The sequence below is a fragment of the Edwardsiella piscicida genome (genome assembly GCF_001896205.1).
Taxonomy (GTDB): Bacteria; Pseudomonadota; Gammaproteobacteria; order Enterobacterales; family Enterobacteriaceae; genus Edwardsiella; species Edwardsiella piscicida.
In genome coordinates this window covers 932,260-957,068 of the sequence record NZ_MPNU01000001.1, presented here as the reverse complement: position 1 = coordinate 957,068, position 24,809 = coordinate 932,260, and the positions used below count along the sequence as shown (strand labels likewise).

Here is a 24,809-nt window from a genome sequence, read left to right as displayed (position 1 = left end):
TGTCCCGCCAACGCATAGCGGAGCTGGAAGATGAAAAAGAGTACATCAGCAAACGCTTTAAAGAGGCCGATCTGATAGTCGGGAGAAACCTGATCGCCATGCGGGCGGCAATTATAGAGTGGCGAGCCACTGGCGATGCCAAGAGCGGAATGGCGTGGATTTTTAACACTCTGATTGGGCCTGGTGAATTACCAAGTGAAAACGAGAAAAACGCACAAGCTTATTTCGACCGAGAGGATGATCAGATCGATAAGGAAATGATGGATCTTCATAAGTGGTTCTGGGAGCGCAGCAAGCGCATCGAAGCAGAGCGCGGCTGCTGGCGCCAGTAAGGGGGAGTGAGGCATGAGTTATTCAACAGTGGTTTCAGTATGGCCCGGCGAAAAATCAGAGGAACTGGAAGAGTTGCAGAACGCTTATGGTAGTGGTCCGGTCATCTGGAATGACATGGCTGTACGCTATCTCGGTATGGCCAGGAACTCTTACACCTGGGAGATCGATAAAGTCTGGCCTTTACCTAAACGCATGGATATCCCAGAACATAATCGCGCTGTGCTGGCGATGACGTACGACAACATGATCGTCGTTCGAGAAGACTATGCCCGCGCTGCGCAATGCATTCGCCAGTATCTAATTGATTTCCCCGCGGACGAAAGATACGTCAATCACTGGCCTCGAATTGCTGAAATTTTCGAGAGCAATCCTGAATCACCAGCAATCGGTTTATGGCTCACATCTGTTTGCGAAAACCCATTTACTGGGGAATGGAATGAAGATGCTGATGAGTACGATCAGCCAGATTGGTCGAAATACTGGAATGTATTTGAATGGCTGGACGCTGGCACCAGTAAGGGGGAGTGAGATGACTGACATACAAAAGGGGTTCTGGAAAGAGTGGGGGCGCCTGTGCCGATTGTGTGGCAAACGCCACACCCGAACCTATGTTGGCACGCCGAAATTCTACTACGGCGCACTAAGCAAAGCCCAACAGATAAAATGGACGGACTAACCCATGACTGTAGAACTCACAGATAAACGTCGTAGTGGGCAGCGCATCCCCGGCCTCGGTATGGCTAATGGCACATGGTTTGCCGTGCTGGATATACCAGGCATGGAAAAGCTGGTTAATCAGCAGCACACCAATGATCCCCTCAATGTCACGCCAGCCAAGGCGAAAAAGATGGCCGATCTTGTAGAACGGTGGACGCCGCCGAATGGATGGTCTGGGCCGTATCAGGAAAAAATGAAGGGATATATCGTCGAATTTCTTCGCGGTTGCAATGGATTCAGGAGCCACTAACCCATGACCACTATTACCAAAAAGCAGCGCGAAGAACTTCGCATGAAATTTGGCGGTCGCTGTGCTTATTGCGGGTGCGAGCTTCCAGGTAAGGGGTGGCACGCCGATCATGTAGAACCAGCATTGCGTAAGTGGGAGTTCGTTAAAAATAAAACAAGTGGAGTGCTACAAACTGCTTCTACTGGGGAATTTTGGCGACCTGAAAACGATACGCTCGAAAACCTGTTCCCATCCTGTGCTTCATGCAATCTATTCAAGGCAACTTTTAGCATAGAGCTATTCCGAGAACAGATCGCAGAACAGGTAAAACGCGCACGGTCACGCAGTGTCAATTTCCGCACAGCGGAGCGATTCGGGCTTATTGAGGTTATTGATAGGCCGGTTGTTTTCTGGTTTGAGCGGTATCAGGAAGGGGAAACAGCATGACCACTATTACAAAAGAGCAGGCGCTGGCTGTTTCCGATTTGAAGGCCGGATACACGCTGGGTCATGCCGATGTGTCAATCATGAAAGAGCTGGCGCGCATCGCTCTGGCGTCGCTGGATCCAGCAGCGATAGACGAGCGGGCATCGTTCAACGCGTGGAATAACGAAGACAACCTTCCAATTGCAGGGGTTGGTGCGAAAAACGCTGCCTGGTTAGCATGGCAAGCCCGATCTCAATTGGCCTCTCCTCCATCGCCAGCGCCAATGGTGCCGTATGAAATCCCGTTAGGATTAACTAGTCAAATTATTAACCTAATTTCCTCCGATCTACGCGGCCACAACTTGACTCAGAGAATATGGAACGCCTGCCGCGCGGCAATGATTGCAACAGCACCACAGCAGGAGGCCAGCAATGACTAAAGACGTCGTTATCGATACCGAGACCATGGATACCGTGCCCAGCGCCCTACTGCTGTCTATCGGTGCCTTTGCGGTCGATGTCAGCGATCTGGAAGATACCCAGGCCAACATCCTGAAAGTTGCCCGCGATATCGATCTGCAGGACTTCTCCGTACTGGCCTTTTACACCCGGCTCGACGCCACAGATCAGCTGATGCTAGGCCGAACCGTCAGCCAAAAGATCCAGACGTGGTGGAAAGACCAGGCCGAAGATGCACACGAAGCCCTAACCGGCGATCGCGTAGCCCTCAGCGAAGCCCTGATCGGTCTCTCTCGCTGGCTGGATTATCACCCCGGCGCCAGGGTGTTTTTCCGTGGGCCAGATTTTGATGGCGCCATTCTGGAGAACGCCTACCGCATGTGCGGTCTGGAGTGTCCATGGCGTTACAACGGGAAGCGCGACGTTAGGACATACATCGATACCAAGGTCCCAACCCGCGGGCGTAAGGGCTATTTAGAGGGGCACCAGCCGTGCTTCCAGATGATTAAGCACCATGCGCTTCATGACGCTATGAATGACGCAGAACAGATGGCCATCGCGTATCAGGAGGCGTGTTAATGGAAACCTTTGCTAAATACTCAGCCACCGATTGGATGATCATGCTTCAGGTTATAAGCGTCTGGCTCTGGATGACCATCAAAGCGTGGCAGTGGATTTTCGCCATAGCCTTGCGTAAAGGCTGGAGGTGGTTGAATCGCAAGGACGAGAAGTCATTGGCCCTAGAATCATTTTGCGAGGCGTTCAACCTTGAGACCATTCAGCCAGGGTGCTCCATAGTGGTCAAAACCAAAGGTGACATGCTGATTCTCATCAGCAGGACAAAGGAGACCAGCAATGGCTAACTCATTCAAGCAAATGCTGAAAAATGGAACCATCAAACGCCGTGACAGCGGCATGTTTATCAAACTGGATGATATCCATGTACAGCAGGGCTTCAATAAACGTGTGGCCGATGAGCGCACACAGCAGGCCGATGATGAACTGTTCCAGTACATCCTGACCGGCGGCACCGTTCCCCCTATCGAAGTCCGCCCCAGCGATGATGGCGGCGTCTGGGTAGTTGAAGGACATCGCCGTACAGCAGCATTCCGGCGCGTTCGCGCCGAAGGTAAGCCGCTGGAGTGGATCGCCATCGCTCCCTTCACGGGTAGCGATGTGGAGCGCGTAGCGCGCATCATGACCAGCAACAACCAGCTGCCGCTGACGCAGTTCGAACAAAGCCTCGTTGTGAAGGAGCTGGCCGCGTTCAATCTGACACCGGATGAGATCGCCAAGCTGATCCACAAAAGCCGCGCAACCGTAGACAAACTGCTGATCCTCAGCGCGTCAAATTACGACGTACAGCAGCTGGTGAAAGATGGCGAGGTAGCTATGGATGTAGCAGTCGATCGCGTGAAGGAGCACGGTGAGAGCGCCGGGGATGTACTGCAGGAGGATGTGAAGCGGGCGAAAGCCCAGGGGAAAAAGAAAGTTACCCGCAGCGTCACCCGCAACGTCACCGGCAGCCAGTTTAGCGCGACACGCGCCCGCCGGCTGGTTGAACTGCTCAGCGATGCAGAGATCGATGGGGATGGACGCACCCTGGTCCTGCGGGAAGGTATCGGGAGCGAAGTGATGGGGATCCTCAACGACTACATGAAATCAGCGGGGGTTTAGCCGTGGAGCAGTACTCATTAACACTCAATGAGGCGTGCGAGTTCCTGGGCATATCCCGCCCCACAGCTACAGCGTGGATCAGATCCGGGAGGCTGATGGCCACCCGGAAAAATCCGGGGAAACGCCAATCGCAGTACCTAACAACTCGACAGGCATGCATTGCCGCACTGAACTCACCACTGCATACTGTAGCCGTGAGCGCGGCGGATGACGTAGAGGAGAAAACATGTCCATCTTCCGCAGGGGTGAAACCTGGTACGCCAGTTTCACATTGCCAGACGGCAAAAGATTTAAACAGTCTCTTGGGACAAAGGACAAAAGGCAGGCCACGGAACTCCATGACAAGCTGAAAGCTGAAGCATGGCGTGTCAGTAAACTGGGCGAATGCCCGGGGATGACATTTGAAGAAGCCTGTGTGCGCTGGCTTGAAGAGAAGGCAAATAAAAAATCACTGGACGATGATAAAAGCCGAATCAGCTTCTGGCTGAAGCATTTTTCAGGGATGCAACTTAAAGACATTTCGGAGCGGCATATCTATGCCGCGATCCAAAAAATGACCAATAGGAGGCATGAGGAAAACTGGAGGTTGATGGCTGAGGCCGCGACGAAGCGAGGGAAGAAGCCGCCGGAATACGTACCGAAGCTGGCTTCTACGGCAACAAAGGCGACACATTTAGCGTTTATCAAAGCCCTGCTGAGGACGGCGGAGCGTGACTGGAAAATGCTAGATAAGGCCCCGATCGTCAAAGTGCCACAGCCGAAGAACAAGCGCATTCGATGGCTTGAACCACACGAAGCAAAAAGGCTGATAGATGAATGCCCGGAGCCACTAAAATCAGTCGTTGAGTTTGCTCTAGCTACCGGGTTAAGGCGATCAAATATCATCAATCTTGAATGGAAACAGATCGATATGCAACGCCGGGTAGCATGGATAAATCCAGAGGATGCTAAGGCAGGCCGAGCAATTGGGGTGGCACTCAACGACACAGCCTGCCGGGTGTTAAAAAAACAAATTGGTAACCACCAAGAGTGGGTATTTGTCTACAGAGAGAGTAGCACACGCCCAGACGGCACTAAATCACCGGTAGTCAGGAAGATGCGTTACGATGCCAACACGGCATGGAGAGCTGCGCTAAAGCGAGCTGGTATTGAAGACTTCCGGTTCCATGATCTGCGACATACGTGGGCAAGCTGGCTGGTACAGTCTGGCGTACCACTATCAGCACTACAGGAAATGGGCGGTTGGGAGTCAATCGAAATGGTGAGACGGTATGCACACCTCGCACCAAATCACCTTACCGAGCACGCACGGCAAATAGACTCGATTTTTGGTGACGCTGTCCCAAATCTGTCCCACAGAAAAGCGGGTGGCTAAATAATGATGTGTAACTTGTTGATTTTAATGGTGCCGATAATAGGAGTCGAACCTACGACCTTCGCATTACGAATGCGCTGCTCTACCAACTGAGCTATATCGGCACTGAGGGAGTTGGGCGTGTTGCCCGAAGTGCGGGAGATACCATAGTGAAAAACCAAAGGAGCGTCAAGAGCTGGCAAAACGAATGGTTATTTACTCGACAATACACCGTTCATGCTATGGGCCGTGATAGCGTCAACACCGTCACGTTGCCCTACTCGATTTTGCTCTAGGCTGTCTCTGTTAGTCTCTACAACTCGGCGACAAAGGAGCAAATGATGACACAGACAGGAGCGATGAATCGGCGTTTCGTGCTACGCCAGCGGCCCTGTGGCATGCCGACGGAGCAGGACATATCGCTGCAGCAGGTTGCCATCCCGCGGCCCGCCCAGGGGCAGCTCTTGCTGCGTACCCTCTACCTCTCGATCGATCCGTATATCCGAGGACGGATGAATGATGGCCCTTCCTATACTCCCGCCATGCGGTTGGGTGATGTGATGGTCGGCAGCACCCTATGTCGGGTCGAGTGCTCACGCCACCCCGACTATGAGGCTGGGGAATGGGTGCTGGCGCAAAGCGGCTGGCAAGATTATGCCCTCTCCGATGGCGATGGCTTGCAGAAAGTACCCGCGGGGATGGCGCACCCAACCTGGCTACTCGGCGTGCTGGGAATGCCGGGATTCACCGGCTATATGGGGCTGACCGCCATCGGCGATCCGCAGCCCGGTGAGACGGTGGTGGTTTCCGCCGCGAGCGGCGCAGTCGGTTCGGTCGTCGGCCAAGTGGCCCATCTACGCGGGGCCCGAGCCGTCGGGATCGCCGGGGGCGCTGAGAAGTGCCGCTACGTGTGCGATACCCTCGGTCTGGCGGCCTGTATCGATCACCGCGCGCCCGACTTCCCCGCCCAGCTGCGTGCGGCCTGCCCGAACGGGATCGACGTTTACTATGAGAATGTCGGCGGTGCCGTCTTCGATGCGGTGCTCCCGTTACTCAACACCCTGGCTCGGGTGCCGCTCTGTGGCCTGATCAGCCAATACAATAGTGTGCCGAGCGATAACCTCGACGATCGCTTACCGATGCTGATGGGCACCATCTTAAAAAAACGGCTGTTAGTCCGCGGGTTTATCATCGGCCAAGACTTCGGCCAGCATTATGCGGCCTTCTATCAACAGATGAGCCAATGGTTGGCTCAAGGGCAGATCCAGTATCGGGAGGATGTTATCGAGGGGCTAGAACATGCCGTAACCGCGTTACAGGGGCTACTCTCGGGCAAAAACTTCGGCAAACTGTTAGTGAAAGTCGCCGATTGAATCGAGCCCCCCGCTGACAGACCGCGGTGAATGCAACGGCTCACCGATATAGTGAGCCGTTGCAACGCGATCAGGCGCGCACCAGATCGTCGCCGTAGCCGATCCACTTATAGGTGGTCAGCGCCTCCAGCCCCATCGGGCCGCGCGCATGCAGCTTCTGGGTGCTCACCGCGACCTCTGCCCCCAGGCCAAACTGGCCGCCGTCGGTGAAGCGGGTGCTAGCGTTGACGTACACCGCCGCCGAATCCACGCTATTCACAAAGCGTTCGGCCGCGCGCATATCGCGGGTCAGGATGGCGTCCGAGTGCTGGGTGCCGTGGAGACGAATATGATCGATGGCGCCATCAAGGTCGTCCACCAGCACCACGCTGAGATCCAGCGATAGCCACTCATCGTCCAGCGCGGCCAGATCCAGCGCAACCGTCGTCGCCGGGCCGTCCTGCAGCAGCGGCAGCGCGCGCGGACAGGCGTGCAGGGTCACGCCGGCGCGCTTCATCTGCGCGCTGAGCGCCGGCATAAAGGCGGGGGCGATGGCGGCGTTGACCAACAGCGTCTCTACCGTATTGCAGGTGCTGGGGCGCTGGGTCTTGGCGTTGGTGATAATCGTCAGCGCCGCGTCGATCTCCATGCCGCGATCGACATAGATATGGCAAACGCCGATACCGCCGGTGATCACCGGGATCGTCGCCTGCTCGCGGCACAGGCGGTGCAGCCCGGCGCCGCCGCGCGGAATCAGCATGTCGACATAGCGATCCAGGCGCAGCAGCTCGCTGACCAGCGCCCGATCCGGGCTCTCGATCACCTGCACCGCGTCCTGCGGCAGGCAGGCCTGCTCCAGCGCCCGGCGGATCGCCGCCACCGTCGCCCGGTTGGTGCGCCAGGTCTCTTTACCACCGCGCAGGATCACCGCGTTACCGGTCTTCAGGCACAGCGAGGCGACATCCACCGTGACGTTGGGGCGCGCTTCATAGATAACCCCGATCACCCCCAGGGGAACGCGGCGGCGCTGCAGCGTCAGGCCGCTGTCCAGCTGGCGGCCATCGATGATCTCGCCGACCGGATCGTGCAGGCTGCATACCTGACGGACGTCGTCGGCGATCGCCGCCAGGCGGGATTCGGTCAGCAGCAGGCGATCCAGCATCGCGTCGCTCAGGCCATCCGCGCGCGCCTGGGCGACGTCTTCTGCGTTGGCCTGTAAAATGGCCGCGCTGTCCTGCTGCAGGCAGTCGGCGATCAGCGCCAGCGCCCGGTTTTTCTGCGCGCTGCTCAGCAGCGCCAGCTGATATGAGGCCCGTTTGGCGGCCTTTCCCATCTCTTCTAGCATGATGGCTCCTTAGCTAACGATCATATCGTCACGATGTACGGCTACCGGGCCATATTCATAGCCGAGGATCGCACTGATTTGCAGCGAATGGTGGCCGGCAATCATGCGCAGCGCATCGCTATTGTAGCGGGAGACGCCGTGCGCCAGATCGCGCCCGTCCAGCGTGCGGATACGCACCACCTCACCGCGAGAAAAGTCACCGCTCACTTCGCGGATCCCCTTGGGCAGCAGCGAGCTGCCGCGGGTGACGATCGCCTCCAGCGCGCCGTCGTCCACCACGATTTCACCGGCCGGCGGGGCGCCAAAGATCCAGCGTTTGCGGTTTTCCAGCGGCGTCTGCAGGGGATGAAAGCGGGTGCCGACGGAGACGCCGTCGATAACCTCGCCGATCACGCCGGGGCGACTGCCCGCGGCGATAACCACCTCGATACCGGCGCGGCAGGCCACGTCGGCGGCCTGCAGCTTGGTGGTCATGCCGCCGGTGCCCAGCCCAGAGACGCTGTCGCCGGCGATGCCGCGCAGCGCATCATCGATCCCGGTCACTTCACGGATCAGCTCTGCCGCCGGGTTATGGCGCGGATCGGCGGTAAATAGCCCGGCCTGATCGGTCAGCAGCAGCAGTTTGTTGGCCCCGGCCAGGATCGCCGCCAGCGCCGACAGATTGTCGTTGTCGCCCACCTTGATCTCCGCCGTGGCGACCGCGTCGTTTTCGTTGATCACCGGAATGATACGGTTGTCCATCAGGGCGTGCAGGGTATCGCGGGCGTTGAGAAAGCGTTCACGATCCTCCATATCGGCACGGGTCAGCAGCACCTGGCCAATATGGATGCCGTAGATGGCGAACAGCTGCTGCCACAGCTGGATCAGGCTACTCTGCCCCACCGCCGCCAGCAGCTGCTTAGAGGCGATGGTCGCCGGCAGATCCGGGTAGCCCAAGTGCTCGCGCCCGGCGGCGATCGCCCCGGAGGTCACTATCACAATACGGTGTCCCGCGGCGTGCTGCTGGGCACACTGACGGACCAATTCTACGATATGGGCGCGGTTGAGGCGGCGGGAGCCGCCGGTCAACACGCTGGTGCCCAGTTTTACCACCAGGGTCTGACTGCCACTCGTCATGTTCTATAACCGTTGTGTTTTCACAGAATAAAGAGAGGAACCGTGGTTCCCGGCACGCTAATGTGGAGGCGGCGGACGCCCGCGGGCGCCGCCTTACCCCGCCTGCATTTTTATCAGGCGTAGCCCATTATGCCAACAGGTGGGGTGTAAAAGCATACGCAAAGCCGGTGAAAAGGCGCTGCGTATGATCCAAATCAGCGTTCGGCGCGGCTCAGCCGCAGGGAGTCGTCGTCGGCGGGGTGCAGCGACATCGAAAGGGTATCCAGCAGGCGCTGCAGATTGCCGTGGAAAGTGGTCAGGGTCTGCAGCAGGCGCTCACTCACCTGTTGGTCGGCGATCTCCAGCGTCTGCCAGCGTCCGGCTTTATCGTATAGCCCCAGCGCATAGCGGTAGTGAAAACGCTCGCCCTCGGCCTGTAGATCCAGCCACCAGCCCCAGAATTCGCGCTTCTCCGGGTCCGGCTTAACGTTGACGCATACGGCCAGGCAGTCAAAGAAAAAACGGTTGTCAGCACACTGATCGGCGCGCAGGTAAGGTCCCAGCGCCATGAATTTTTTGATCAATCGTCCTTTGGGGTAGCCTTGGGGTAATGTCATTAAGCAATCTCCTTATTACGGTTACCCTCTTTTAACAAAACCGCCAAATTAAGCAATTAAATTAATATGAGTGCTTCTTGAACCATTCACAAATCTGACGTAGCGCACGATCGAACCCTTGGTACAGCGGCGACGAGGAGACCGCCAGCAGCTCCCCCTGCGCGGAGGAGTTGGCGATCAGCTGCGCCTCTTGGCGCGGGCAGAACGGATCGCGATCCCAATAGGCCGCCAGCATCGGCGTTGGGCAGCGGCGCCCCAGCAGCCCCTGGGTCTTCAGCGAGTAGCAGCGCAGCTCCGTCAGCAGCGCGGCATCGGACACCGACGCCATGCCCAGGCGGCTGGCCAGCACGTCGATATACATCGGCGGCACCCGCTGATGAAGGTTGCCGTCGCACAGCAGATGGTGCACCACCGGTCCCAGGCAGGCGACGGCGCGCAGGCGGCGTGGCTCCAGGTAGGCCAGGCGCACCGCCACGTTGGCGCCAAAGCGGAAGCCCAGCGCCGAAATCCGCGTGCTGTCAACCCAGGGCAGATCGGCCATCTGCTGCAGCACCGCCTGGTGCAGGCGGCTGGAGTCCTGCGACAGGGTATAGTGGGATGAGAGGCCTACCGACGGCATATCGATGGTCAGCATGGCCATTCCGGCCGGCGCCAGGTAGTCGCGAAACAGGCGGTGGCAGTCGCTCTGCAGCATATCGAGGCCGCCGCACAGCAGCACGGTGGGATAGGGCCCCGCCTCGCCGCCGTCCGGCAGGTGCAGAAACCCGGTAATCGCCTTGCCGCCGGGCACGCTGAAGGTCAGCTCTCTCAGCTCATATTTCAACAGGCGGGCGGCCTCGCCGTAGGCCCGGTTGGCCAGCGCCTCGGCCTGCTCGGCCAGATCGTCCCCTTTCAGGTGCGGGTAGGCGGCAATGCTGTACAGATTGGCCGCCTGCAGCCACATCTCTCCGGCGCGCTGCTCCTGCGGCTCCTGCTGCGCGCGCTGCTGCCACGTCATCGCCTGATGAGACCACTCATAGATCCAGTTGCCGCTGCGGTAGCCCACCACGGTGTCCAGCAGCCGATCATCGCTGCGCTCGGCGTCGCTGGCGGCAATGCGCGCCAGCACCATTTCGACCTCCAGCGGATCGGCGCCGCGCCAGGCCCACATAACCCGGTTAATAATGCGATACCAGTTTGCCTGCGAACGGCCATCCAGCGCGCTGTTGATGCCGGGGAGAGTCGCGCCGGCGACGCGATTGACCAGCGTGGACGTTTCGCGGTGTTTAAAACGCGGTTTAAACAGCGTTTCCGACAGGTTGGCGCGGGGTTGGTTGATTTCGCTCATAGCGGAACGACGGCCTCCATAGACAGGTTGCTAACGAAAACTGCCGGGCAGCCCTGTCATTATAGGCGGTACGGCAGCACCATTTATCATGCCGAGCCGAAGGGAAATTGGCAACGCAGGACGTACGCCAAAAACAACAGCGCCCGGCATCATGCCGGGCGCTGGAGGGAAAACCGCAGACGAATTAACGGCTGCTCAGGGGCTCAACAAAGCTGACGCCCATATCCCACGGCTGCTCGATCCAGGTGTTCTGCGGGATATCGACCACGTAGTCGTCCACCAGCGGACGGCCGGCCGGTTTAGCGAAAAGGGTCACGAAGTGCGCCTTGGGATACATGTCGCGAATGGCCTTGGCGGTGCCGCCGGTATCGACCAGATCGTCTACCACGATAAACCCTTCACCGTCGCCCTCGGCGCACTTCAGCACCTTGAGCTCACGCTGGTTGTCATGGTCATAGCTGGAGATGCAGACGGTATCCACGTGGCGGATACCCAGCTCACGCGCCAGCAGGGCCGCAGGCACCAGACCGCCGCGGCTTACCGCGATGATCCCGGTCCAGCGTTCGGCGGGCAGCAGGCGGGCAGCCAGTTTACGCGCATGCATCTGCAGCACGTCCCAGGTCACAACGTATTTTTCGCTCATAAAACGTATCCCAGCCAATGATAACAATCTGTTAAATGGCTTATAAATTAGTCGGGGGGAAAAAAGGTTGCGCGAGATTATAGTGACCTGTCACGATAAAAACCAGTCCCGTGATGTCAAAGCGCCGCCGCGCTCGCGCTAATTGTGCTTGAGTGCGCCTGTGCGCCCCCCGCAGCCTGCCCAATAGATGCCAAAGCCGGCCTCTCGGGGGCAAATTGATGTCAAAGCCTGCCCCACCGGGTCAATATGGTGGTATTCTCTGAAAATCTGGCTGTGCCGCGCATATTGTCTGCGGCCAGCGGCGGTGCGCAACCTATTACGCCCGCGTTTGATCGCATGACACCGACTCGGGCATGCACCCTCACAGCACAACCGTATATCAGGAGACTTAACGTGTCTGAAGTGTCTCAACTGTCGCCACAGCCGCTGTGGCAGATCTTTGCCGATATCTGCGCCATTCCGCATCCCTCCTACCACGAAGAAGCGCTGGCCGCCCACATCATGACCTGGGCCAGCCAAAAAGGGATCCACGCCGAGCGCGACGCGGTAGGCAACATCCTGCTGCGTAAACCGGCCAGCCGCGGCATGGAAAAACGCATTCCGGTGGTGCTGCAGGCACACCTGGACATGGTTCCGCAGAAGAATAACGACACCGACCACGATTTTACCCGCGATCCCATTCAGGTCTATATCGACGGTGATTGGGTTAAAGCGCGCGGCACCACCCTAGGCGCCGATAACGGCATCGGCATGGCCTCTGCGCTGGCGGTGCTGGCCGATGACAGCGTGGTTCACGGCCCGCTGGAAGTGCTGCTGACCATGACCGAGGAAGTCGGCATGGACGGCGCCTTCGGCCTTCAGCCTAACTGGCTACAGGGTGAAGTCCTGATCAACACTGACTCCGAAGAGGAAGGCGAAGTCTACATGGGCTGCGCCGGCGGTATCGACGTGATCACCAGCCTGACGCTGCAGCGTGAAGCGATGCCGGCCGGTCTGAGCGTGGTTCGTCTCGGCATCAAAGGGCTGAAGGGCGGCCACTCCGGCGGCGACATCCACCTGGGGCTGGGCAACGCCAACAAGCTGCTGGGCCGCTTCCTGGCCGGTCACGCCGACGAGCTGGGCGCCCGGGTGCTGGACATCAACGGCGGCACCCTGCGTAACGCCATCCCGCGTGAAGCCTTCGCCACCCTGGCGCTGCCGGCGGCAAACCTCGATCGTCTGCAGGCGCTGGCGCAGCACTTCCAGTCGATCGTCGCAAACGACCTGAGCGCCGTTGAGAAGAGCCCGCGCGTCACGGTCGACGCGGCGCAGAGCGCGCTGCTGCCGCTGGACGCCGCCAGCCAGTCCCGCTTTATCGCGCTGCTGAACAGCACGCCGAACGGGGTGATCCGCATGAGCGACGAGGTCAAGGGCGTGGTGGAAACCTCGCTTAACCTGGGCGTAGTCACCACGGCGGAGAGCGAGGCGCAGATTATCTGCCTGATCCGCTCCCTGAACGAAAGCGGTAAAGACGCCGTGGTAAGCCAGCTGACCTCGCTGGGCGCGCTGGCCGGCGCCCGCGTAGAGGCCAAGGGCAGCTACCCGGGCTGGGAGCCGGACGCCAGCTCCCCGGTGATGCACCTGGTGCGCGACACCTACCACAAGCTGTTCGGCACCCTGCCGAACATCATGGTGATCCACGCCGGTCTGGAGTGTGGTCTGTTCAAGAAACCCTATCCGCTGATGGATATGGTCTCCATTGGGCCGACCATCACCGGGCCGCACTCGCCGGACGAGCAGGTCAACATCCCGAGCGTTGGCCGCTACTGGCAGCTGCTGACCGCCCTGCTGAAGGCGATCCCGGAAAAAGCCTGATCCCGCGCTGACGAACGCCGCGCGACGAACGACGCGGCGAATCACGCCTCATCCGCACGCCCTCGGGCGCGCGGATTTTTTTATCGATTCATCGGCCTACCGCATCGGCCCACCGCAGCTGCTCAACCGCAAACCCGAGCGCATCTGCCCGGCGGATATACGCCTGCCTGACCGCGGGCGGCAGCGTCGGCGTTCGCGACAGGATCCACAGGTAGCGGTGGTTTGGCCCACAGACCAGCGCATAGCGGTAGTCATCGTCCAGCGCGATCACGTTGTAGCCGCCGTAAAATGGCCCAAAGAAAGAGACCTTCAGCGCTGCCGTCGTCGGCGCGTCGATAAAGTAGGCTTTGCCCTGACTCTGACGCCAGCGCCGACGCTGCGCGTCGTAACCGCGGTTGAGTACGCTGATGCCGCCATCCTCGCGTAAGGCATAGTGGGCGCTCACCTGCTCCAGCCCGCGCTCAAAGCGGTTGTCCAGACGGGCGACCTCATACCAGGTCCCCAGATAACGCGCGACATCAAACCCCCGCAGCGGCTCGACGCCGCGCGGCGGGGTCGGCGAGCGGCAGGCCGCCAACAACAGCGCCAGGGGGACGGCGCACAGCACGGGCCACGCTTTCATCGGCTCTCTCCTCCTCACTCACGGATAATCTCAGTGTAGTCCGCTTTACGGCGGGCAAAAAAAGAGGCCGCAGTCTTCACTCTGCGGCCTCATCGCACCGAGCGTGTTCACGCCTAGCGCATCACGCCAATACTCAGTAGAACAGGCCGATCAGCGCCGTATGGAAGATAAAGCCCGCGATCAGCGGCACCGAGGTACGCCGCACCACCTCAAAGGGCGAAAGCTTGGCGCCGCTGGAGACGGCGATCACCACCCCGGAGACTGGCGACAGCGCGCGCCCCATATGGGAGGCCTGCTGCATCGGCAGGATCATCGCCACCGCGTTGGCGCCCATACTGCTGGCGATCTGCGGGATCAGCTCCACAAAAGCCAGGAAAGGCGCATTGCCCGATCCCATGATAATCGCGGCGGCGAAGGTCACCAGCGCAAAGACAATGGCCATGGCGAAGGGGGGCAGCCCGACGTGTTCGGCCAGCAGGATCACCTGATCGATGGCGCCGATCACCTTGATGCCGTGCGCAAAGACCCCGGCGGCCACCAGCAGCCCGACCACGCCGGCAAACGCCTGCCCCATCCCTTTCAGAAAGTGGCTAAACCCATCGCACACCGACTTGAAGTCGCGCAGGCGCAGCAGTTCGATCAGCATGCAGATCGCCATGGCGATCATCACGATGGTGACGATATTCAGGTTGATACCGCTGACAAACAGCTTGGAGGAGCCGACCGCCATCAGAATCGGCAGCATCGGCAGCAGCGCGTAAAAGGCGGGCGAGCGGGCGGGCGTGTCCTCCTGCTGCCGCACCGCCGCCTGCGGCAGCGTACCGGCGCGCCGATCGCAGTGACGCTGCCAGAAGACATGGCAAATGCCCACCACCAGCACCGTCGCCAGCGCCGCGGGCCCTTGGTGGTACAGCACATACTCCACCACATCCATCTCAACGGCCTTGGCGCCGCGGATGGCGTCGATCGCCGTCGGGGTATAGGCTACCCCGAGCGACGTCGCGATCACCCCCGCCGCCGACGCGGCGGACAGCCCGAGCCCCAGCATGATGGGAAACATGGTGCCCATCAGCAATACCGCCAGGCCGGTGGCCGACGGAATCGCCAGCTGCAGCAGACTGGCCAGCAGGTAAGAGAAGAACAGCAGGGTATAGGGCGACTGCAGGCGACGCAGCGGGCGGGTCACCACCCGCACCACCGCCTCGTTGGCGCCGATGTGATCCATATAGTGGGCAAAGCCCATCAGCGCCATGATCATCAGCCCCAGATCCGCCGCCCGGGTGCTGAACAGATCGCGCATCACCTCAAAGGGGTCGAGCGCCGCGATCCCGGTCGTGGCCACCCCTTTGGGCAACACGCTGCCCCAGCCCGCCAGCTGGGTACAGAACATCAGCAGCAGGCCGGCCACCAGCAGCACCGGCTCCGCCTTATAGCCGCGCAGGATCAGGCGGGCTACCGCCACGATCACCAGCAGCGCGATAATCACCTGGATCATGCTGTCTCCTCTGCGCTGAAGTGGGCGTGGGTCTCAACGATCGCCGCCACCACCACCTCGCTGGCCGCCCGCAGGGATTTCACCGGCAGATACTCATAGATGGAGTGAAAGTTATGCGCGCCGGTAAACAGGTTGGGACAGGGCAACCCCTTCTGCGACAGCACCGCGCCGTCATAGCCGCCGCGCATCGGCACCGGGCGCGGGGTAATACCGCAGCGCCGGTAGGCGCGCAGGGCGATCTCCACCGGGAAGCTCGCGGCGCCCTGCAGGCTGTTAGCCACGTTGGCATAGCGGTCAGCGAGGTGGGCCACTACGCTCCCCTCGCCCCACAGCGCCTCGCAGCTCTGCGCCAGCTGGCGGATAAATGCCATGCGCTGGCGATAACCTGCTTCGGTAAAATCGCGGATATCCAGCTTGAGCACGGTACGCGCGCTGTTGCCCGACAGCTGCTTCACCCAGTAGTAACCCTCGCGCCCTTCGGTGTACTCCGGCGCCTCGCCCGGCGGCAGCATGGCGATGAACTTGTGGGCCATCAGCAGCGAGTTCTTCAGCTTGCCCTTGGCCGACATCGGGTGCGCCGAGGCGCCGGTAAAGATCACTTCGACATCGCCGGCGTTCCAGTTTTCACACACCAGCTCACCGATGCCGCAGCAGTCCAGGGTATAGGCGAAGTCGGCGCCGAAGGACTCGGTATCAAATGCCTTGGCGCCGCGCAGCCCCTGCTCTTCGTCCGGGACAAAGCCCACCTTGACCGGGCCGTGGGCAATCTGCGGGTTGGCCTGCAGGTGCTGCAGGGCGTTCATGATGGCGGCGATGGCCGCTTTGTCGTCCGCCCCCAGCAGGCTGGTGCCGTCGGTCACGATCAGATCATCGCCAACGTAGTCGGCCAGCTCGGGAAACGCGCTCTGGCGCAGAAAGATCTGCCGCTCGGCGTTCAGGCACAGATCGCCGCCGTGGTAAGGCAGCACCTGAGCGTGGGTATCGGCGCTCTGCTCGGCGCTGGTGTCCAGATGGGCAAAAAAGGCAACCGTCGGCAGCGGGCGATCGCAGTTAGCCGGTAGCGTCGCGGTGACGATGGCATTCTCCCTGACCTGCACCTCCTGCAGGCCGAGCGCGCGCAGCTCCTCTCCCAGACGCTGCGCCAGCACCCGCTGGCCCGGCGACGACGGCATGATGCCCTGGGCCCCTTTTTCACGATCGGTGGTGGTATTAATTTGGGTGTAACTAATAAAACGGTCAATAATATCCATTACTTAGATTCCTTTAGGGTCAACCGCCGGAATTATAAAAGCAAAGGTGTCATAAAAGTTTGAAGCGCCCGCAAGAACGGTGATAAAGCCACGTCCGGCTCAAAGAATATCCAGCGACAGCTGCTTCTGCTGCCCGGGGTCGGGCAGCATCACATGCAGCCCCACCAAGCGCACGCCGCGTCCGGCGCGACGCAAATCCCACGCCTGCCGCGCCACCGCCAGCAGGTCGTCCCGATCCAGATAGGGGTAAACGTGCTCCTGCGTAGTCAGCTGAAAGTCGGCAAACTTGAGCTTTACCCCCTGGCGGGCAATGCGCAGATCCGGCTGAACCCGGGCCAGACGCCGCTCCAGCTCGGGATACAGCTGCTCGATCAGCTGACGACATGCCGCCCAGTCGTCGATGTCCTGCGCCAGCGTCTTCTCCACGCCAACCGATTTGCGCTGCCGAGTGGGATTGATCTCACGCTCATCGCGCCCCAGGCTGCGCTCCCACAGCACGCGGCCAAACTTGCCGAAGCGGCGCAGCAGCGTGGCCAGATCGTAGGCGCGCACGTCGGCGCAGGTATGCAGCCCCAGCTCGGCCAAGCGCGCGGCGGTCACCTTTCCCACGCCGGGGATCTTCGCCAGCGGCAGAGCCAGAACAAAGGCATCGACCTGCTCCGGCGGGATCACATATTGGCCGTTGGGTTTGTTGATGTCAGAGGCGATTTTCGCCAGAAACTTCAGCGGAGCGACGCCGGCCGAGGCCGTTAGCCGCAGCTCGGCGGCGATATCGGCGCGGATCTGCCGGGCTATCAGCGTGGCCGAACCGTGGTGCAGCGGGCAGTCGCTGACGTCCAGATAGGCCTCATCCAGCGACAGCGGCTCGACCAGCGGGGTGTAACGGTGAAAGATGCGTTGGATCTCGGCAGAAACGCCCTTATACACCGCCATCCGCCCCGGACGCAGCGTCAGATGGGGACACAGCTTCAGGGCCTGCGCCGTCGGCATGGCGCTGCGGACACCGTAGCGCCGCGCCGCATAGTTGGCGGTGCTGATCACCCCGCGCCGCTCGCCGCTGCCGCCGATGGCCAGCGGCACCTCGCGCAGCGCCGGAAAATCCCGCATCTCGACCGCCGCAAAAAAACAGTCCATATCGATGTGAATGATCTTACGCATCAGCCTGCCCACGCCTCCATTATACTGTATGAGTATACAGCACAATTAGGGCGATTCAACCGCCGTGCTATCGCGACGGCGACGTCGGACAGAGTCCGCCGGGAAAACCGTTCCCGTCCGTTCGTAAATAATGACGCCGTTAAACTCTACGCACGTTTTAATTACAGCGGAGTGATATTCAGCGCGCGTAAAATACCCTCTGCACAATTATCATTCATAATAATTAAAAACAACCATTGCATAATGTTTCATATGTCACCCACTCTGTTTCATTCGAAATTAGCAATCAAAAGCATTTAAATATTCAGGCACAGGATTTGCATAGTCATGATATTGCGCCACAATTGGGATGACCATCACGCAATAGTACACTTACGGCATAGTTTCATTTGTATTATAAAAGGATCAGCTCGCTTTACGTCGCAATCGGCTTTTTGTCGTGTTTACACTCTTTATTTCATGATGACTGCATATGCGGTGCTAGAATTAAAAACGTTAGCTGAGCAAGCACGACTTATTTTAACCGGCGCGTTCAGCACATTACTACATGCTGTTTTAATACAGCCGATATTTTTGTTTCCAGAAAACAGAGTTAATACATGCAATATAGAGTTTGCTGACATTTCCATAGCCGTTTTCCTTTTCGCTGTGATGCCATGCCACAGGAAAATGGGTCTGCGGCTTATCACTGACGTGATAGAGACCATATCAAGGACATTAAAAATGAAAACGTGTAACTGTAATAATGACAAACAGTGGACAAAATACCGCGAAGAGATGCGTTCTGCATTTCCGTCTGCATTCAGTGACGATCATGATCCTTTAACCAAATCGATAGCCAAAGCCATTGAACAGCTGAATAAGCTACGTCCTGCCGACGGCGGCCCCGCCTATTTGGGACAGAATCCGGCTTTGACTATCGATTTCGATAAAGTCAAAGACATTGAAATGGCCGATAAAATGAGCAGCAGCGACCAGGTCATTGCTGAGACCAGCGCTCTGTTTGAAGGGCTGCCTAACTGGGGCCACCCGCTGACCATGTGTAACGTGATCCCGCAGGCGAATACCGCCTCGATTATCGCGGCCGTGATGTCAGAAATTTTCTCTCCGAACATTTTGGAAGGTGAATACTCCTGGAACGTTCACCGCGCCGAGTTGGAAAGCGCCGGGATGCTGGCCAACATGGTCGGCTGGGACGCCAAACACGCCGGCTGCCTGTACACCTACGGCGGCTCAGGCTGCTGGACTTACCATGTTAAGTATGCGCTGACCCGCGTATTGCCGAACTCCCGCCACAGCGGCGTTCGTACCGATGCCAAGGTGCTGTGCTCTCAGCAGGCGCACTACACGATGCTGAACAGCACCGACTGGATGGGCCTGGGGATGGACAACATCATCCGCATCAAGACCGATCCTGACACCAACGCGATGGATCTGAACGACCTGGAAGCGGTGCTGAAATCGCTGCAGGCCAAGAAAATCCCGGTAGCCTCCGTGGTATGTACCATGGGGACCACCGACGCCAACGCCTTTGACCCGGTGGGCGGAGTACGTAAGCTGCTGGATCAATATCCTAACGCCGCCCCCTACGGCAAGGCCCTGCTGTACTGCGACGCCGTTACCAGCTGGTCATGGCTGGCCTTTAAGAAATATGATTTTGCCAAGAACCCGCTGCAGTTCACCGAAGAGCTGCTGCCGTTCATCGAGGCCAACTGCCGCGCGCTGCAGGAGATGAAATACGCTGACGCCATCGGCTTTGACTTCCATAAAGCCGGCTTTACCCCCTACGCCAGCAGCTGCTTCACCTACCGCAACGCGGAAGAGTTTGAAAGCATCCTGAAACGTCCGGGCTCCGCCTATCTGCAGCCGCGCTCCCCGTACAACCCGCTGGACTACACGCTGGAGGTCTCCCGTGCGGCGACCGGCGCGCTGGCGGGCTGGGCTACGATGAAATACTTTGGCTATGAGGGCTTCCAAGCCATCATGGGCGGGATTCTGGAGAACCAGTATTACCTGCGTAACCTGCTGCATGAAAATGCCGCGACCGTCTGCGTCAACCCCGATGACTACAGCTTGGTAACGCTGTTCCGTATTTATCCGGAAGGTGTTATGGCGCATCAACAATATCAGCATGAGCTGAGTGACCCGGCCTATAAATCTCAGCTGATCGCCAATAACAAATTGACCATGGACGTCGGTAATAAACTTTACGAGTGGTTCCGCAGCGGTAAGAAAATCAACGGACAATATACTCCGTATATGAGCTTCAGCACCGGCTTCCGCGTAACTGAATATAACCGCGACGCGCACGACCCGGATGCAACCGTATTTGCTCTGAAAGTGTATCCGATGAATGTTCATTTAACTCATGAAATTATGCAGCACGTTGTAGACTGCGTCACTGCCGCACGTAATGAGGTGCTTGGCATTAAATAATGCCACGCGGCTGTCCCGTGACGGGGCATCACATCGATGCGCATACCCCGCTGCGGGACACCGCCATCAATATATGCACAGGCCGGGTTATCCCGGCCTATATGCCTCTTTATTTTCGCCTAGCTGACCCATGAAACACGCATAAATCAGGTTTTATCAAGGAGCATTTATGGCCTCCACATCGGACTCCACGACGCAAGGGAAACCTTCCGCCAAGCTCAGCATTGTGACGCTGGCAATAATGAATATCACCACGGTGGTCAGTTTACGTGGTCTGCCATCCGAAGCTGAGTATGGCATTACATCGGCCTTCTATTATCTTTTTGCCGCCGTTTTCTTTTTAATTCCCGTTTCACTGGTTGCCGCCGAGCTGGCGACCGGCTGGCCGCAGAAAGGCGGCGTCTTCCGCTGGATCGGTGAAGCCTTTGGCCACCGCTGGGGGTTTGTCGCTATCTATCTACAGTGGGTGGCGACCACCATTTGGTTTCCTACGGTGCTGATCTTCGCCGCCGTGTCGCTGGCCTTTATCGGGCCGCACCCCGACGCCGACTCCCACCTGGCCGCCAACCGGCTGTATACCGTGGTGATCCTGCTGCTGGTCTACTGGCTGGCCACCCTGGTCGCCCTGCGCGGGATTAAATCCTCCGCCAAGCTGGCGACGCTAGGCGGGCTTATCGGGACCATCATCCCGGCCATCATCCTGATGGTGCTGACGCTGGTGTACGTCCTCAGCGGTAATCCGGTGCACTTTGTGGCGCGCGCCGCCGACTTCTTCCCCGATCTGACCAACCTGAACAATCTGGTGCTGGCCTCCAGTATCTTCCTGTTCTTCGGCGGGATGGAGATCAACGCCGTCCACGTGGTCGAAGTGGACAACCCGTCGCACAACTATCCGCTGGCCATCATCAGCGCCGCGGTCGCCACCGTCGTTATCTTTGTCTTCGGCACCCTGTGTATCGCCACCCTGATCCCCAAGCAGCAAATCAACCTGGTGCAGAGCCTGCTCATCGCCTATAACGCGCTGTTCGACCACTTTGGTCTGCACTGGCTGGGCGAGGTTCTAGCCGCCATGCTGGCGTTCGGGGTGCTGGGGCAAATTACCGCCATCGTCGCGGGCCCGTCCACCGGTCTGCTGCAGGTCGGCCGCTCCGGCTATCTGCCGCCCTTTTTACAGAAGACCAACCGCCACGGCGTGCAGCAGCACATTCTGATCTTCCAGGGCATCGTGGTCAGCATCATCTCCGTTCTGCTGGTGGTGCTGCCCTCCGTGCAGTCCGCCTATCAGATCCTGGGACAGCTGGCGACCATTCTCTATCTGCTGATGTACATCATGATGTTCGCCGCCGCGATTTACCTGCGCTATAAAGAGCCCAATACGCCGCGTCCGTATCGGGTTCCCGGCGGCGCGGTGGGGATGTGGATCATCGCGGGCGCCGGCTTTATCGGCTCTCTGGTGGCTTTCGTCCTCAGCTTCATTCCCCCCTCCCAGATCCCGGTCGGTAATCCGGGCAGCTATATCCTGATCCTGATGATCGGATCGGTCTGCTTCTTCGTTATTCCGCTGATTGTCTACGCCTGCCGCAAGCCCTCTTGGCAACCGGCCAACGCCGATCGGCAGTAACCGCCACACCCGGGCCGCCTCGTGCGGCCCTTTACGCGTGAGTGCCTTATCATGAATTCGCAATCGAGCAGCAAGCCTGCGCTGGCGGCGGTGAGCCTAGGGGCTGGCACCTTCGCCATGATGAACATTACCACCGTGGTCAGCCTGCGCGGACTGGCGGCAGAGGCCGAGTACGGGCTGGCCGCCGTCTTTCTCTATCTGTTTGCCGCCCTGTGCTTCCTGGTGCCGGTCTCCCTGTGCGCCGCCGAGCTGGCCACCGGCTGGCCACAGAAAGGCGGGGTTTTTCGCTGGATAGGCCAGGCCTTTGGCGATCGCTATGGCCTGCTGGCCATCTTTCTACAGTGGCTGGCAACCACCATCTGCTTTCCCACCATGCTGATCTTTACCGCCGTCGCGCTGGCCTACGCGCTGCCCTTCCCCGGCGCCGACGCCCATCTGGCCTCCAACGCATTCTATACGCTGGCCATCGTGCTGGTCGTCTATTGGCTGGCGACCTGGATTAACCTGCACGGCGTCCGCTCGGCGTCACGCATCAGCGCCATCGCCGGGATGATCGGGACCCTGATCCCGGCGGCGATCCTGATCGGCTGCGGCATACTCTACATCGCCCGCGGTAATCCGGTGCACTTTACCCTGGGATGGGGCGCTCTGTTCCCCAACATTACCCATCTGCATAACCTGGTGCTGGCCGCCAGCGTCTTTCTGTTTTACTCCGGGATGGAGATCAACGCCGTCCACGTCCGCGAGCTGAACAACGCATCGCGTAACTATCCGCTGGCTATCGGGATCAGTGCGCTGCTGACCGTGGTGGTACTGGTACTGGGTACGCTGACCATCAGCGCACTGATCCCCGCCGATCGGATCAATCTGGTGCAGAGCCTGCTGGTGGCCTATGACCTGCTGTTTAGCTCGCTCGGTGTCCCCTGGCTCGGCCACGTGGTCGCGCTGATGGTCGCCGTCGGGGTGCTGGGGCAGGTCACGGTGATCGTCGCCGGGCCATCGCGCGGCCTGTTCGAGGTGGGGCGAGAGGGATATCTGCCGTCGCTGCTGCAGCAGAGCAACCGCCGCGGCGTACAGCGCAATATCCTGCTGCTGCAGGGCGCTATCGTTACCCTGATGGCGATCATGCTGGTCTGCCTGCCGTCTGTGCAGGCGGCGTTTCAAATCCTGGGCCAGCTGGCCGCTATTCTCTATCTGCTGATGTATATCCTGATGTTTGCGGCGGTGATCTCCCTGCGCTATACCCAGCCCAATACGCCGCGCCCCTACCGGATCCCCGGCGGTAACGCAGGGGTTTGGCTGGTGGCCGGCGTCGGGCTGGTCGCCGCCCTGCTGGCCTTTGTGCTGAGCTTTATCCCGCCGGATCAGATCCCGGTCGGCTCACCGGCGCGCTACGTCCTGCTGCTGCTGGTCGGCACCGCCGCCTTTGTGGCGCTGCCCCTGCTGCTGCACGCCTACGCTCAGCGCAGCGCGGCGCACCACGGCCAGCCCCATGCCGGCGTCTAGGCGGACAGCGCGCACGACGGGGGAGCCGCGCCGCGGCGTCGGCTCCCGTGGATATGACGCCGTGGCTAGGGTTTACTCGGCGCCCGATAGGCGTCAAAGGCCGCCGAGGCTCGCTCCTCAAAGCCGTGTTCACCCTTGACGATCATATAGATGGGAATATTCATCTGATTGGCCAGCGCCATGGCACGCTCCGGTCCCATGACAAACAGCCCGGTGGACAGGCCATCGGCGGTCATACAGGTCGGCGCCAGCACGGTGATCGAGGCCAGACGGTGCGTGACCGGACGTCCGGTATTGGGGTCAATCTCGTGGGAAAAGCGCTGGCCATCCTGCTCAAAATAGTTGCGGTAGTCACCGGAGGTCGCGATCGCCATCTGCCCCGGTTGGATGATCGTCTGCACCCGCTGCTGGGCATCGATCGAGGGTTTTTCGATGGCGATACGCCACGGCACGCCCTCTCCGTTATGCCCTTGGGTACGCACCTCACCGCCGATATCGACCATATAGTTCTCAATATGCAACGACTGCAGATATTCGGCGACGACGTCTACCCCATACCCCTTGGCGATCGCCGACAGGTCAACGTACAGCTGGGGAATGTCCTTCACCAGAGCGTTGCCCTGCAGCGACAGGTGCTGAATGCCGACCCAGGCGCGACGCTGCGCTATCTGCGCCGCCGCAGGCTCACGATCCGGGCGCCCCTCCGGGCCGAATCCCCACAGATTGACCAGCGGCCCCACGGTGACATCCAGCGCGCCGTCCGTCAGCTTGTTGATACGCAGCGCCTCTTTCACCACCCGCGCCGTGTCCGCCGACACCGGGAACGGCACGTCCACCGTCCGGCTCTGGTTAAAGCGGCTCAGCTCCGAGCCGGGGCGATAGGTGGACATCTGATCGTTGACCCGCTCCAGGCGACGGTCGATCTCCGCCTGAACCACCGTCGGCGCCGGAGCGCCGTCCACGCCGACATATTTAACCGCATAGTAGGTGCCCATGGTTTTCCCGGCGAGATCCACCTGGGTCGGGCCGCAGCCGCTCAGCAGCAGCGCCGCCGTCAGCAGCGCGAGAAAGCGGGCCATCAGCCCGCGTCCGGTTGATTGATGTTTCATCATGCCTATTGCCTGTCTTACGGGGTGCGCTACGCGGCGCACCGTTTATCAATTTATCAATGGCGCACATTATGGGGACAAGGCCCCGTCGGCGTCCAATCCTGTAAAATAGATATAATCAGCGGGCGGAATTCACACCTCTGGTTATAAAAAAAGGGCGTGAGACGCCGCCGCATCGCTTTCC

The 24,809-nt window shown here is 59.6% G+C and carries 24 protein-coding genes, 1 tRNA gene and 1 pseudogene; 15 read left to right on the top strand and 11 right to left on the bottom strand.

The features are described from left to right. The 10 genes and pseudogenes from BRD58_RS04270 to BRD58_RS04225 all read left to right on the top strand — a co-directional run. A pseudogene (locus BRD58_RS04270) lies at positions 1–332 on the top strand (ead/Ea22-like family protein); the annotation flags it as partial. Between the two features lie 13 nt (positions 333–345). After that, positions 346–861 (top strand): hypothetical protein, encoded by a 516-nt coding sequence (locus BRD58_RS04265; protein ID WP_034166087.1) that lies wholly within the window; start codon positions 346–348, stop codon positions 859–861. A gap of 151 nt (positions 862–1,012) precedes the next feature. Continuing rightward, on the top strand, positions 1,013–1,300 hold the full coding sequence (locus tag BRD58_RS04260; protein WP_073381656.1) for a DUF7739 domain-containing protein: 288 nt from the start codon (positions 1,013–1,015) through the stop codon (positions 1,298–1,300). A gap of 3 nt (positions 1,301–1,303) precedes the next feature. Beyond that, positions 1,304–1,726 carry an HNH endonuclease gene (locus tag BRD58_RS04255; RefSeq protein ID WP_073381653.1) on the top strand — a complete coding sequence of 141 codons (423 nt, stop codon included), beginning with the start codon at positions 1,304–1,306 and terminating at the stop codon, positions 1,724–1,726. Then, the gene (locus tag BRD58_RS18180) at positions 1,723–2,145 is read left to right on the top strand and encodes a hypothetical protein (RefSeq protein WP_073381650.1); all 423 of its coding nucleotides are present in this window, start codon (positions 1,723–1,725) and stop codon (positions 2,143–2,145) included. The genes BRD58_RS04255 and BRD58_RS18180 overlap by 4 nt, the downstream gene beginning before the upstream one ends. Further along, positions 2,138–2,743, top strand: a complete 606-nt coding sequence (locus tag BRD58_RS04245) for a 3'-5' exonuclease (RefSeq protein WP_073381646.1) — start codon at positions 2,138–2,140, stop codon at positions 2,741–2,743. Before BRD58_RS18180 ends, BRD58_RS04245 begins: the two co-directional genes overlap by 8 nt. After that, on the top strand, positions 2,743–3,027 hold the full coding sequence (locus BRD58_RS04240; RefSeq protein ID WP_034168757.1) for a DUF4752 family protein: 285 nt from the start codon (positions 2,743–2,745) through the stop codon (positions 3,025–3,027). Before BRD58_RS04245 ends, BRD58_RS04240 begins: the two co-directional genes overlap by 1 nt. Next, complete coding sequence (locus tag BRD58_RS04235; protein WP_073381643.1) at positions 3,020–3,841, top strand: ParB/RepB/Spo0J family partition protein; 822 nt, start codon at positions 3,020–3,022, stop codon at positions 3,839–3,841. Before BRD58_RS04240 ends, BRD58_RS04235 begins: the two co-directional genes overlap by 8 nt. A 2-nt stretch (positions 3,842–3,843) precedes the next feature. Next, positions 3,844–4,191 (top strand): helix-turn-helix domain-containing protein, encoded by a 348-nt coding sequence (locus BRD58_RS18175; protein WP_073381640.1) that lies wholly within the window; start codon positions 3,844–3,846, stop codon positions 4,189–4,191. Continuing rightward, positions 4,074–5,216, top strand: a complete 1,143-nt coding sequence (locus tag BRD58_RS04225; RefSeq protein ID WP_236721617.1) for a tyrosine-type recombinase/integrase — start codon at positions 4,074–4,076, stop codon at positions 5,214–5,216. The genes BRD58_RS18175 and BRD58_RS04225 overlap by 118 nt, the downstream gene beginning before the upstream one ends. Before the next feature lie 28 nt (positions 5,217–5,244). Here the strand turns inward: BRD58_RS04225 and BRD58_RS04220 are convergent. Further along, positions 5,245–5,320: transfer RNA gene (locus tag BRD58_RS04220), tRNA-Thr, on the bottom strand. Positions 5,321–5,536: 216 nt separating this feature from the next. Here BRD58_RS04220 and BRD58_RS04215 point away from each other — a divergent pair. Then, positions 5,537–6,568: an NADP-dependent oxidoreductase gene (locus BRD58_RS04215; protein ID WP_073381634.1), complete on the top strand. Its 1,032-nt coding sequence runs from the start codon at positions 5,537–5,539 to the stop codon at positions 6,566–6,568. A gap of 70 nt (positions 6,569–6,638) precedes the next feature. Here the strand turns inward: BRD58_RS04215 and proA are convergent, their stop codons facing one another. The 5 genes from proA to gpt all read right to left on the bottom strand — a co-directional run bounded on the left by proA (position 6,639) and on the right by gpt (position 11,574). Continuing rightward, entirely contained in the window at positions 6,639–7,892 is a 1,254-nt protein-coding gene (gene proA / locus BRD58_RS04210; protein ID WP_012847664.1) for a glutamate-5-semialdehyde dehydrogenase, read from the bottom strand. Between the two features lie 9 nt (positions 7,893–7,901). Continuing rightward, positions 7,902–9,008 (bottom strand): glutamate 5-kinase, encoded by a 1,107-nt coding sequence (gene proB / locus BRD58_RS04205; RefSeq protein ID WP_012847663.1) that lies wholly within the window; start codon positions 9,006–9,008, stop codon positions 7,902–7,904. A gap of 194 nt (positions 9,009–9,202) precedes the next feature. Continuing rightward, entirely contained in the window at positions 9,203–9,604 is a 402-nt protein-coding gene (gene crl, locus BRD58_RS04200) for a sigma factor-binding protein Crl (RefSeq protein WP_012847662.1), read from the bottom strand. Between the two features lie 61 nt (positions 9,605–9,665). Beyond that, positions 9,666–10,931 (bottom strand): esterase FrsA, encoded by a 1,266-nt coding sequence (frsA, locus tag BRD58_RS04195; RefSeq protein ID WP_015461027.1) that lies wholly within the window; start codon positions 10,929–10,931, stop codon positions 9,666–9,668. Between the two features lie 184 nt (positions 10,932–11,115). Then, positions 11,116–11,574 (bottom strand): xanthine phosphoribosyltransferase, encoded by a 459-nt coding sequence (gene gpt, locus BRD58_RS04190; RefSeq protein WP_012847660.1) that lies wholly within the window; start codon positions 11,572–11,574, stop codon positions 11,116–11,118. A 393-nt stretch (positions 11,575–11,967) separates the two neighbouring features. Here gpt and pepD point away from each other — a divergent pair, with 393 nt between their 5' ends. Next, entirely contained in the window at positions 11,968–13,428 is a 1,461-nt protein-coding gene (gene pepD, locus BRD58_RS04185; RefSeq protein WP_073381631.1) for a beta-Ala-His dipeptidase, read from the top strand. An 88-nt stretch (positions 13,429–13,516) separates the two neighbouring features. Here the strand turns inward: pepD and blc are convergent, their stop codons facing one another. From blc to dinB, 4 genes are all read right to left on the bottom strand, one after another. Continuing rightward, a complete protein-coding gene (gene blc / locus BRD58_RS04180) occupies positions 13,517–14,050 on the bottom strand; it encodes an outer membrane lipoprotein Blc (protein WP_073381628.1) in 534 nt (177 codons plus the stop codon). Between the two features lie 133 nt (positions 14,051–14,183). Beyond that, the gene (dcuC, locus tag BRD58_RS04175; RefSeq protein WP_012847657.1) at positions 14,184–15,545 is read right to left on the bottom strand and encodes a C4-dicarboxylate transporter DcuC; all 1,362 of its coding nucleotides are present in this window, start codon (positions 15,543–15,545) and stop codon (positions 14,184–14,186) included. Then, complete coding sequence (gene pepT / locus BRD58_RS04170; protein ID WP_012847656.1) at positions 15,542–16,795, bottom strand: peptidase T; 1,254 nt, start codon at positions 16,793–16,795, stop codon at positions 15,542–15,544. The genes dcuC and pepT overlap by 4 nt, the downstream gene beginning before the upstream one ends. A gap of 99 nt (positions 16,796–16,894) precedes the next feature. Continuing rightward, positions 16,895–17,953, bottom strand: a complete 1,059-nt coding sequence (gene dinB / locus BRD58_RS04165; RefSeq protein ID WP_034168818.1) for a DNA polymerase IV — start codon at positions 17,951–17,953, stop codon at positions 16,895–16,897. 723 nt (positions 17,954–18,676) lie between these two features. Here dinB and BRD58_RS04160 point away from each other — a divergent pair. From BRD58_RS04160 to gadC (BRD58_RS04150), 3 genes are all read left to right on the top strand, one after another. After that, the gene (locus tag BRD58_RS04160) at positions 18,677–20,389 is read left to right on the top strand and encodes a pyridoxal phosphate-dependent decarboxylase family protein (RefSeq protein WP_012847653.1); all 1,713 of its coding nucleotides are present in this window, start codon (positions 18,677–18,679) and stop codon (positions 20,387–20,389) included. Positions 20,390–20,558: 169 nt separating this feature from the next. Then, positions 20,559–22,010 carry a putative glutamine/gamma-aminobutyrate antiporter GadC gene (gene gadC, locus BRD58_RS04155; RefSeq protein ID WP_012847652.1) on the top strand — a complete coding sequence of 484 codons (1,452 nt, stop codon included), beginning with the start codon at positions 20,559–20,561 and terminating at the stop codon, positions 22,008–22,010. A 51-nt stretch (positions 22,011–22,061) separates the two neighbouring features. Further along, complete coding sequence (gadC, locus tag BRD58_RS04150) at positions 22,062–23,516, top strand: putative glutamine/gamma-aminobutyrate antiporter GadC (RefSeq protein ID WP_073381625.1); 1,455 nt, start codon at positions 22,062–22,064, stop codon at positions 23,514–23,516. Between the two features lie 65 nt (positions 23,517–23,581). Here the strand turns inward: gadC (BRD58_RS04150) and BRD58_RS04145 are convergent, their stop codons facing one another. Further along, positions 23,582–24,628: an FAD:protein FMN transferase gene (locus BRD58_RS04145; protein WP_012847650.1), complete on the bottom strand. Its 1,047-nt coding sequence runs from the start codon at positions 24,626–24,628 to the stop codon at positions 23,582–23,584. Positions 24,629–24,809: the final 181 nt, after the last annotated feature.

What these genes read in the sequence shown, in the direction of transcription:
- blc (WP_073381628.1), bottom strand. Translation starts at nt 14,050, where the DNA reads ATGAAAGCGTGGCCCGTGCTGTGCGCCGTCCCCCTGGCGCTGTTGTTG.
- BRD58_RS04215 (WP_073381634.1), top strand. Translation starts at nt 5,537, where the DNA reads ATGACACAGACAGGAGCGATGAATCGGCGTTTCGTGCTACGCCAGCGG.
- BRD58_RS04240 (WP_034168757.1), top strand. Translation starts at nt 2,743, where the DNA reads ATGGAAACCTTTGCTAAATACTCAGCCACCGATTGGATGATCATGCTT.
- pepT (WP_012847656.1), bottom strand. Translation starts at nt 16,795, where the DNA reads ATGGATATTATTGACCGTTTTATTAGTTACACCCAAATTAATACCACC.
- gadC (WP_073381625.1), top strand. Translation starts at nt 22,062, where the DNA reads ATGAATTCGCAATCGAGCAGCAAGCCTGCGCTGGCGGCGGTGAGCCTA.
- BRD58_RS04145 (WP_012847650.1), bottom strand. Translation starts at nt 24,628, where the DNA reads ATGATGAAACATCAATCAACCGGACGCGGGCTGATGGCCCGCTTTCTC.
- dinB (WP_034168818.1), bottom strand. Translation starts at nt 17,953, where the DNA reads ATGCGTAAGATCATTCACATCGATATGGACTGTTTTTTTGCGGCGGTC.
- dcuC (WP_012847657.1), bottom strand. Translation starts at nt 15,545, where the DNA reads ATGATCCAGGTGATTATCGCGCTGCTGGTGATCGTGGCGGTAGCCCGC.
- BRD58_RS04160 (WP_012847653.1), top strand. Translation starts at nt 18,677, where the DNA reads ATGAAAACGTGTAACTGTAATAATGACAAACAGTGGACAAAATACCGC.
- BRD58_RS18180 (WP_073381650.1), top strand. Translation starts at nt 1,723, where the DNA reads ATGACCACTATTACAAAAGAGCAGGCGCTGGCTGTTTCCGATTTGAAG.
- BRD58_RS04265 (WP_034166087.1), top strand. Translation starts at nt 346, where the DNA reads ATGAGTTATTCAACAGTGGTTTCAGTATGGCCCGGCGAAAAATCAGAG.
- BRD58_RS04245 (WP_073381646.1), top strand. Translation starts at nt 2,138, where the DNA reads ATGACTAAAGACGTCGTTATCGATACCGAGACCATGGATACCGTGCCC.
- BRD58_RS04255 (WP_073381653.1), top strand. Translation starts at nt 1,304, where the DNA reads ATGACCACTATTACCAAAAAGCAGCGCGAAGAACTTCGCATGAAATTT.
- frsA (WP_015461027.1), bottom strand. Translation starts at nt 10,931, where the DNA reads ATGAGCGAAATCAACCAACCCCGCGCCAACCTGTCGGAAACGCTGTTT.
- proA (WP_012847664.1), bottom strand. Translation starts at nt 7,892, where the DNA reads ATGCTAGAAGAGATGGGAAAGGCCGCCAAACGGGCCTCATATCAGCTG.
- gpt (WP_012847660.1), bottom strand. Translation starts at nt 11,574, where the DNA reads ATGAGCGAAAAATACGTTGTGACCTGGGACGTGCTGCAGATGCATGCG.
- gadC (WP_012847652.1), top strand. Translation starts at nt 20,559, where the DNA reads ATGGCCTCCACATCGGACTCCACGACGCAAGGGAAACCTTCCGCCAAG.
- crl (WP_012847662.1), bottom strand. Translation starts at nt 9,604, where the DNA reads ATGACATTACCCCAAGGCTACCCCAAAGGACGATTGATCAAAAAATTC.
- proB (WP_012847663.1), bottom strand. Translation starts at nt 9,008, where the DNA reads ATGACGAGTGGCAGTCAGACCCTGGTGGTAAAACTGGGCACCAGCGTG.
- BRD58_RS04260 (WP_073381656.1), top strand. Translation starts at nt 1,013, where the DNA reads ATGACTGTAGAACTCACAGATAAACGTCGTAGTGGGCAGCGCATCCCC.
- BRD58_RS04235 (WP_073381643.1), top strand. Translation starts at nt 3,020, where the DNA reads ATGGCTAACTCATTCAAGCAAATGCTGAAAAATGGAACCATCAAACGC.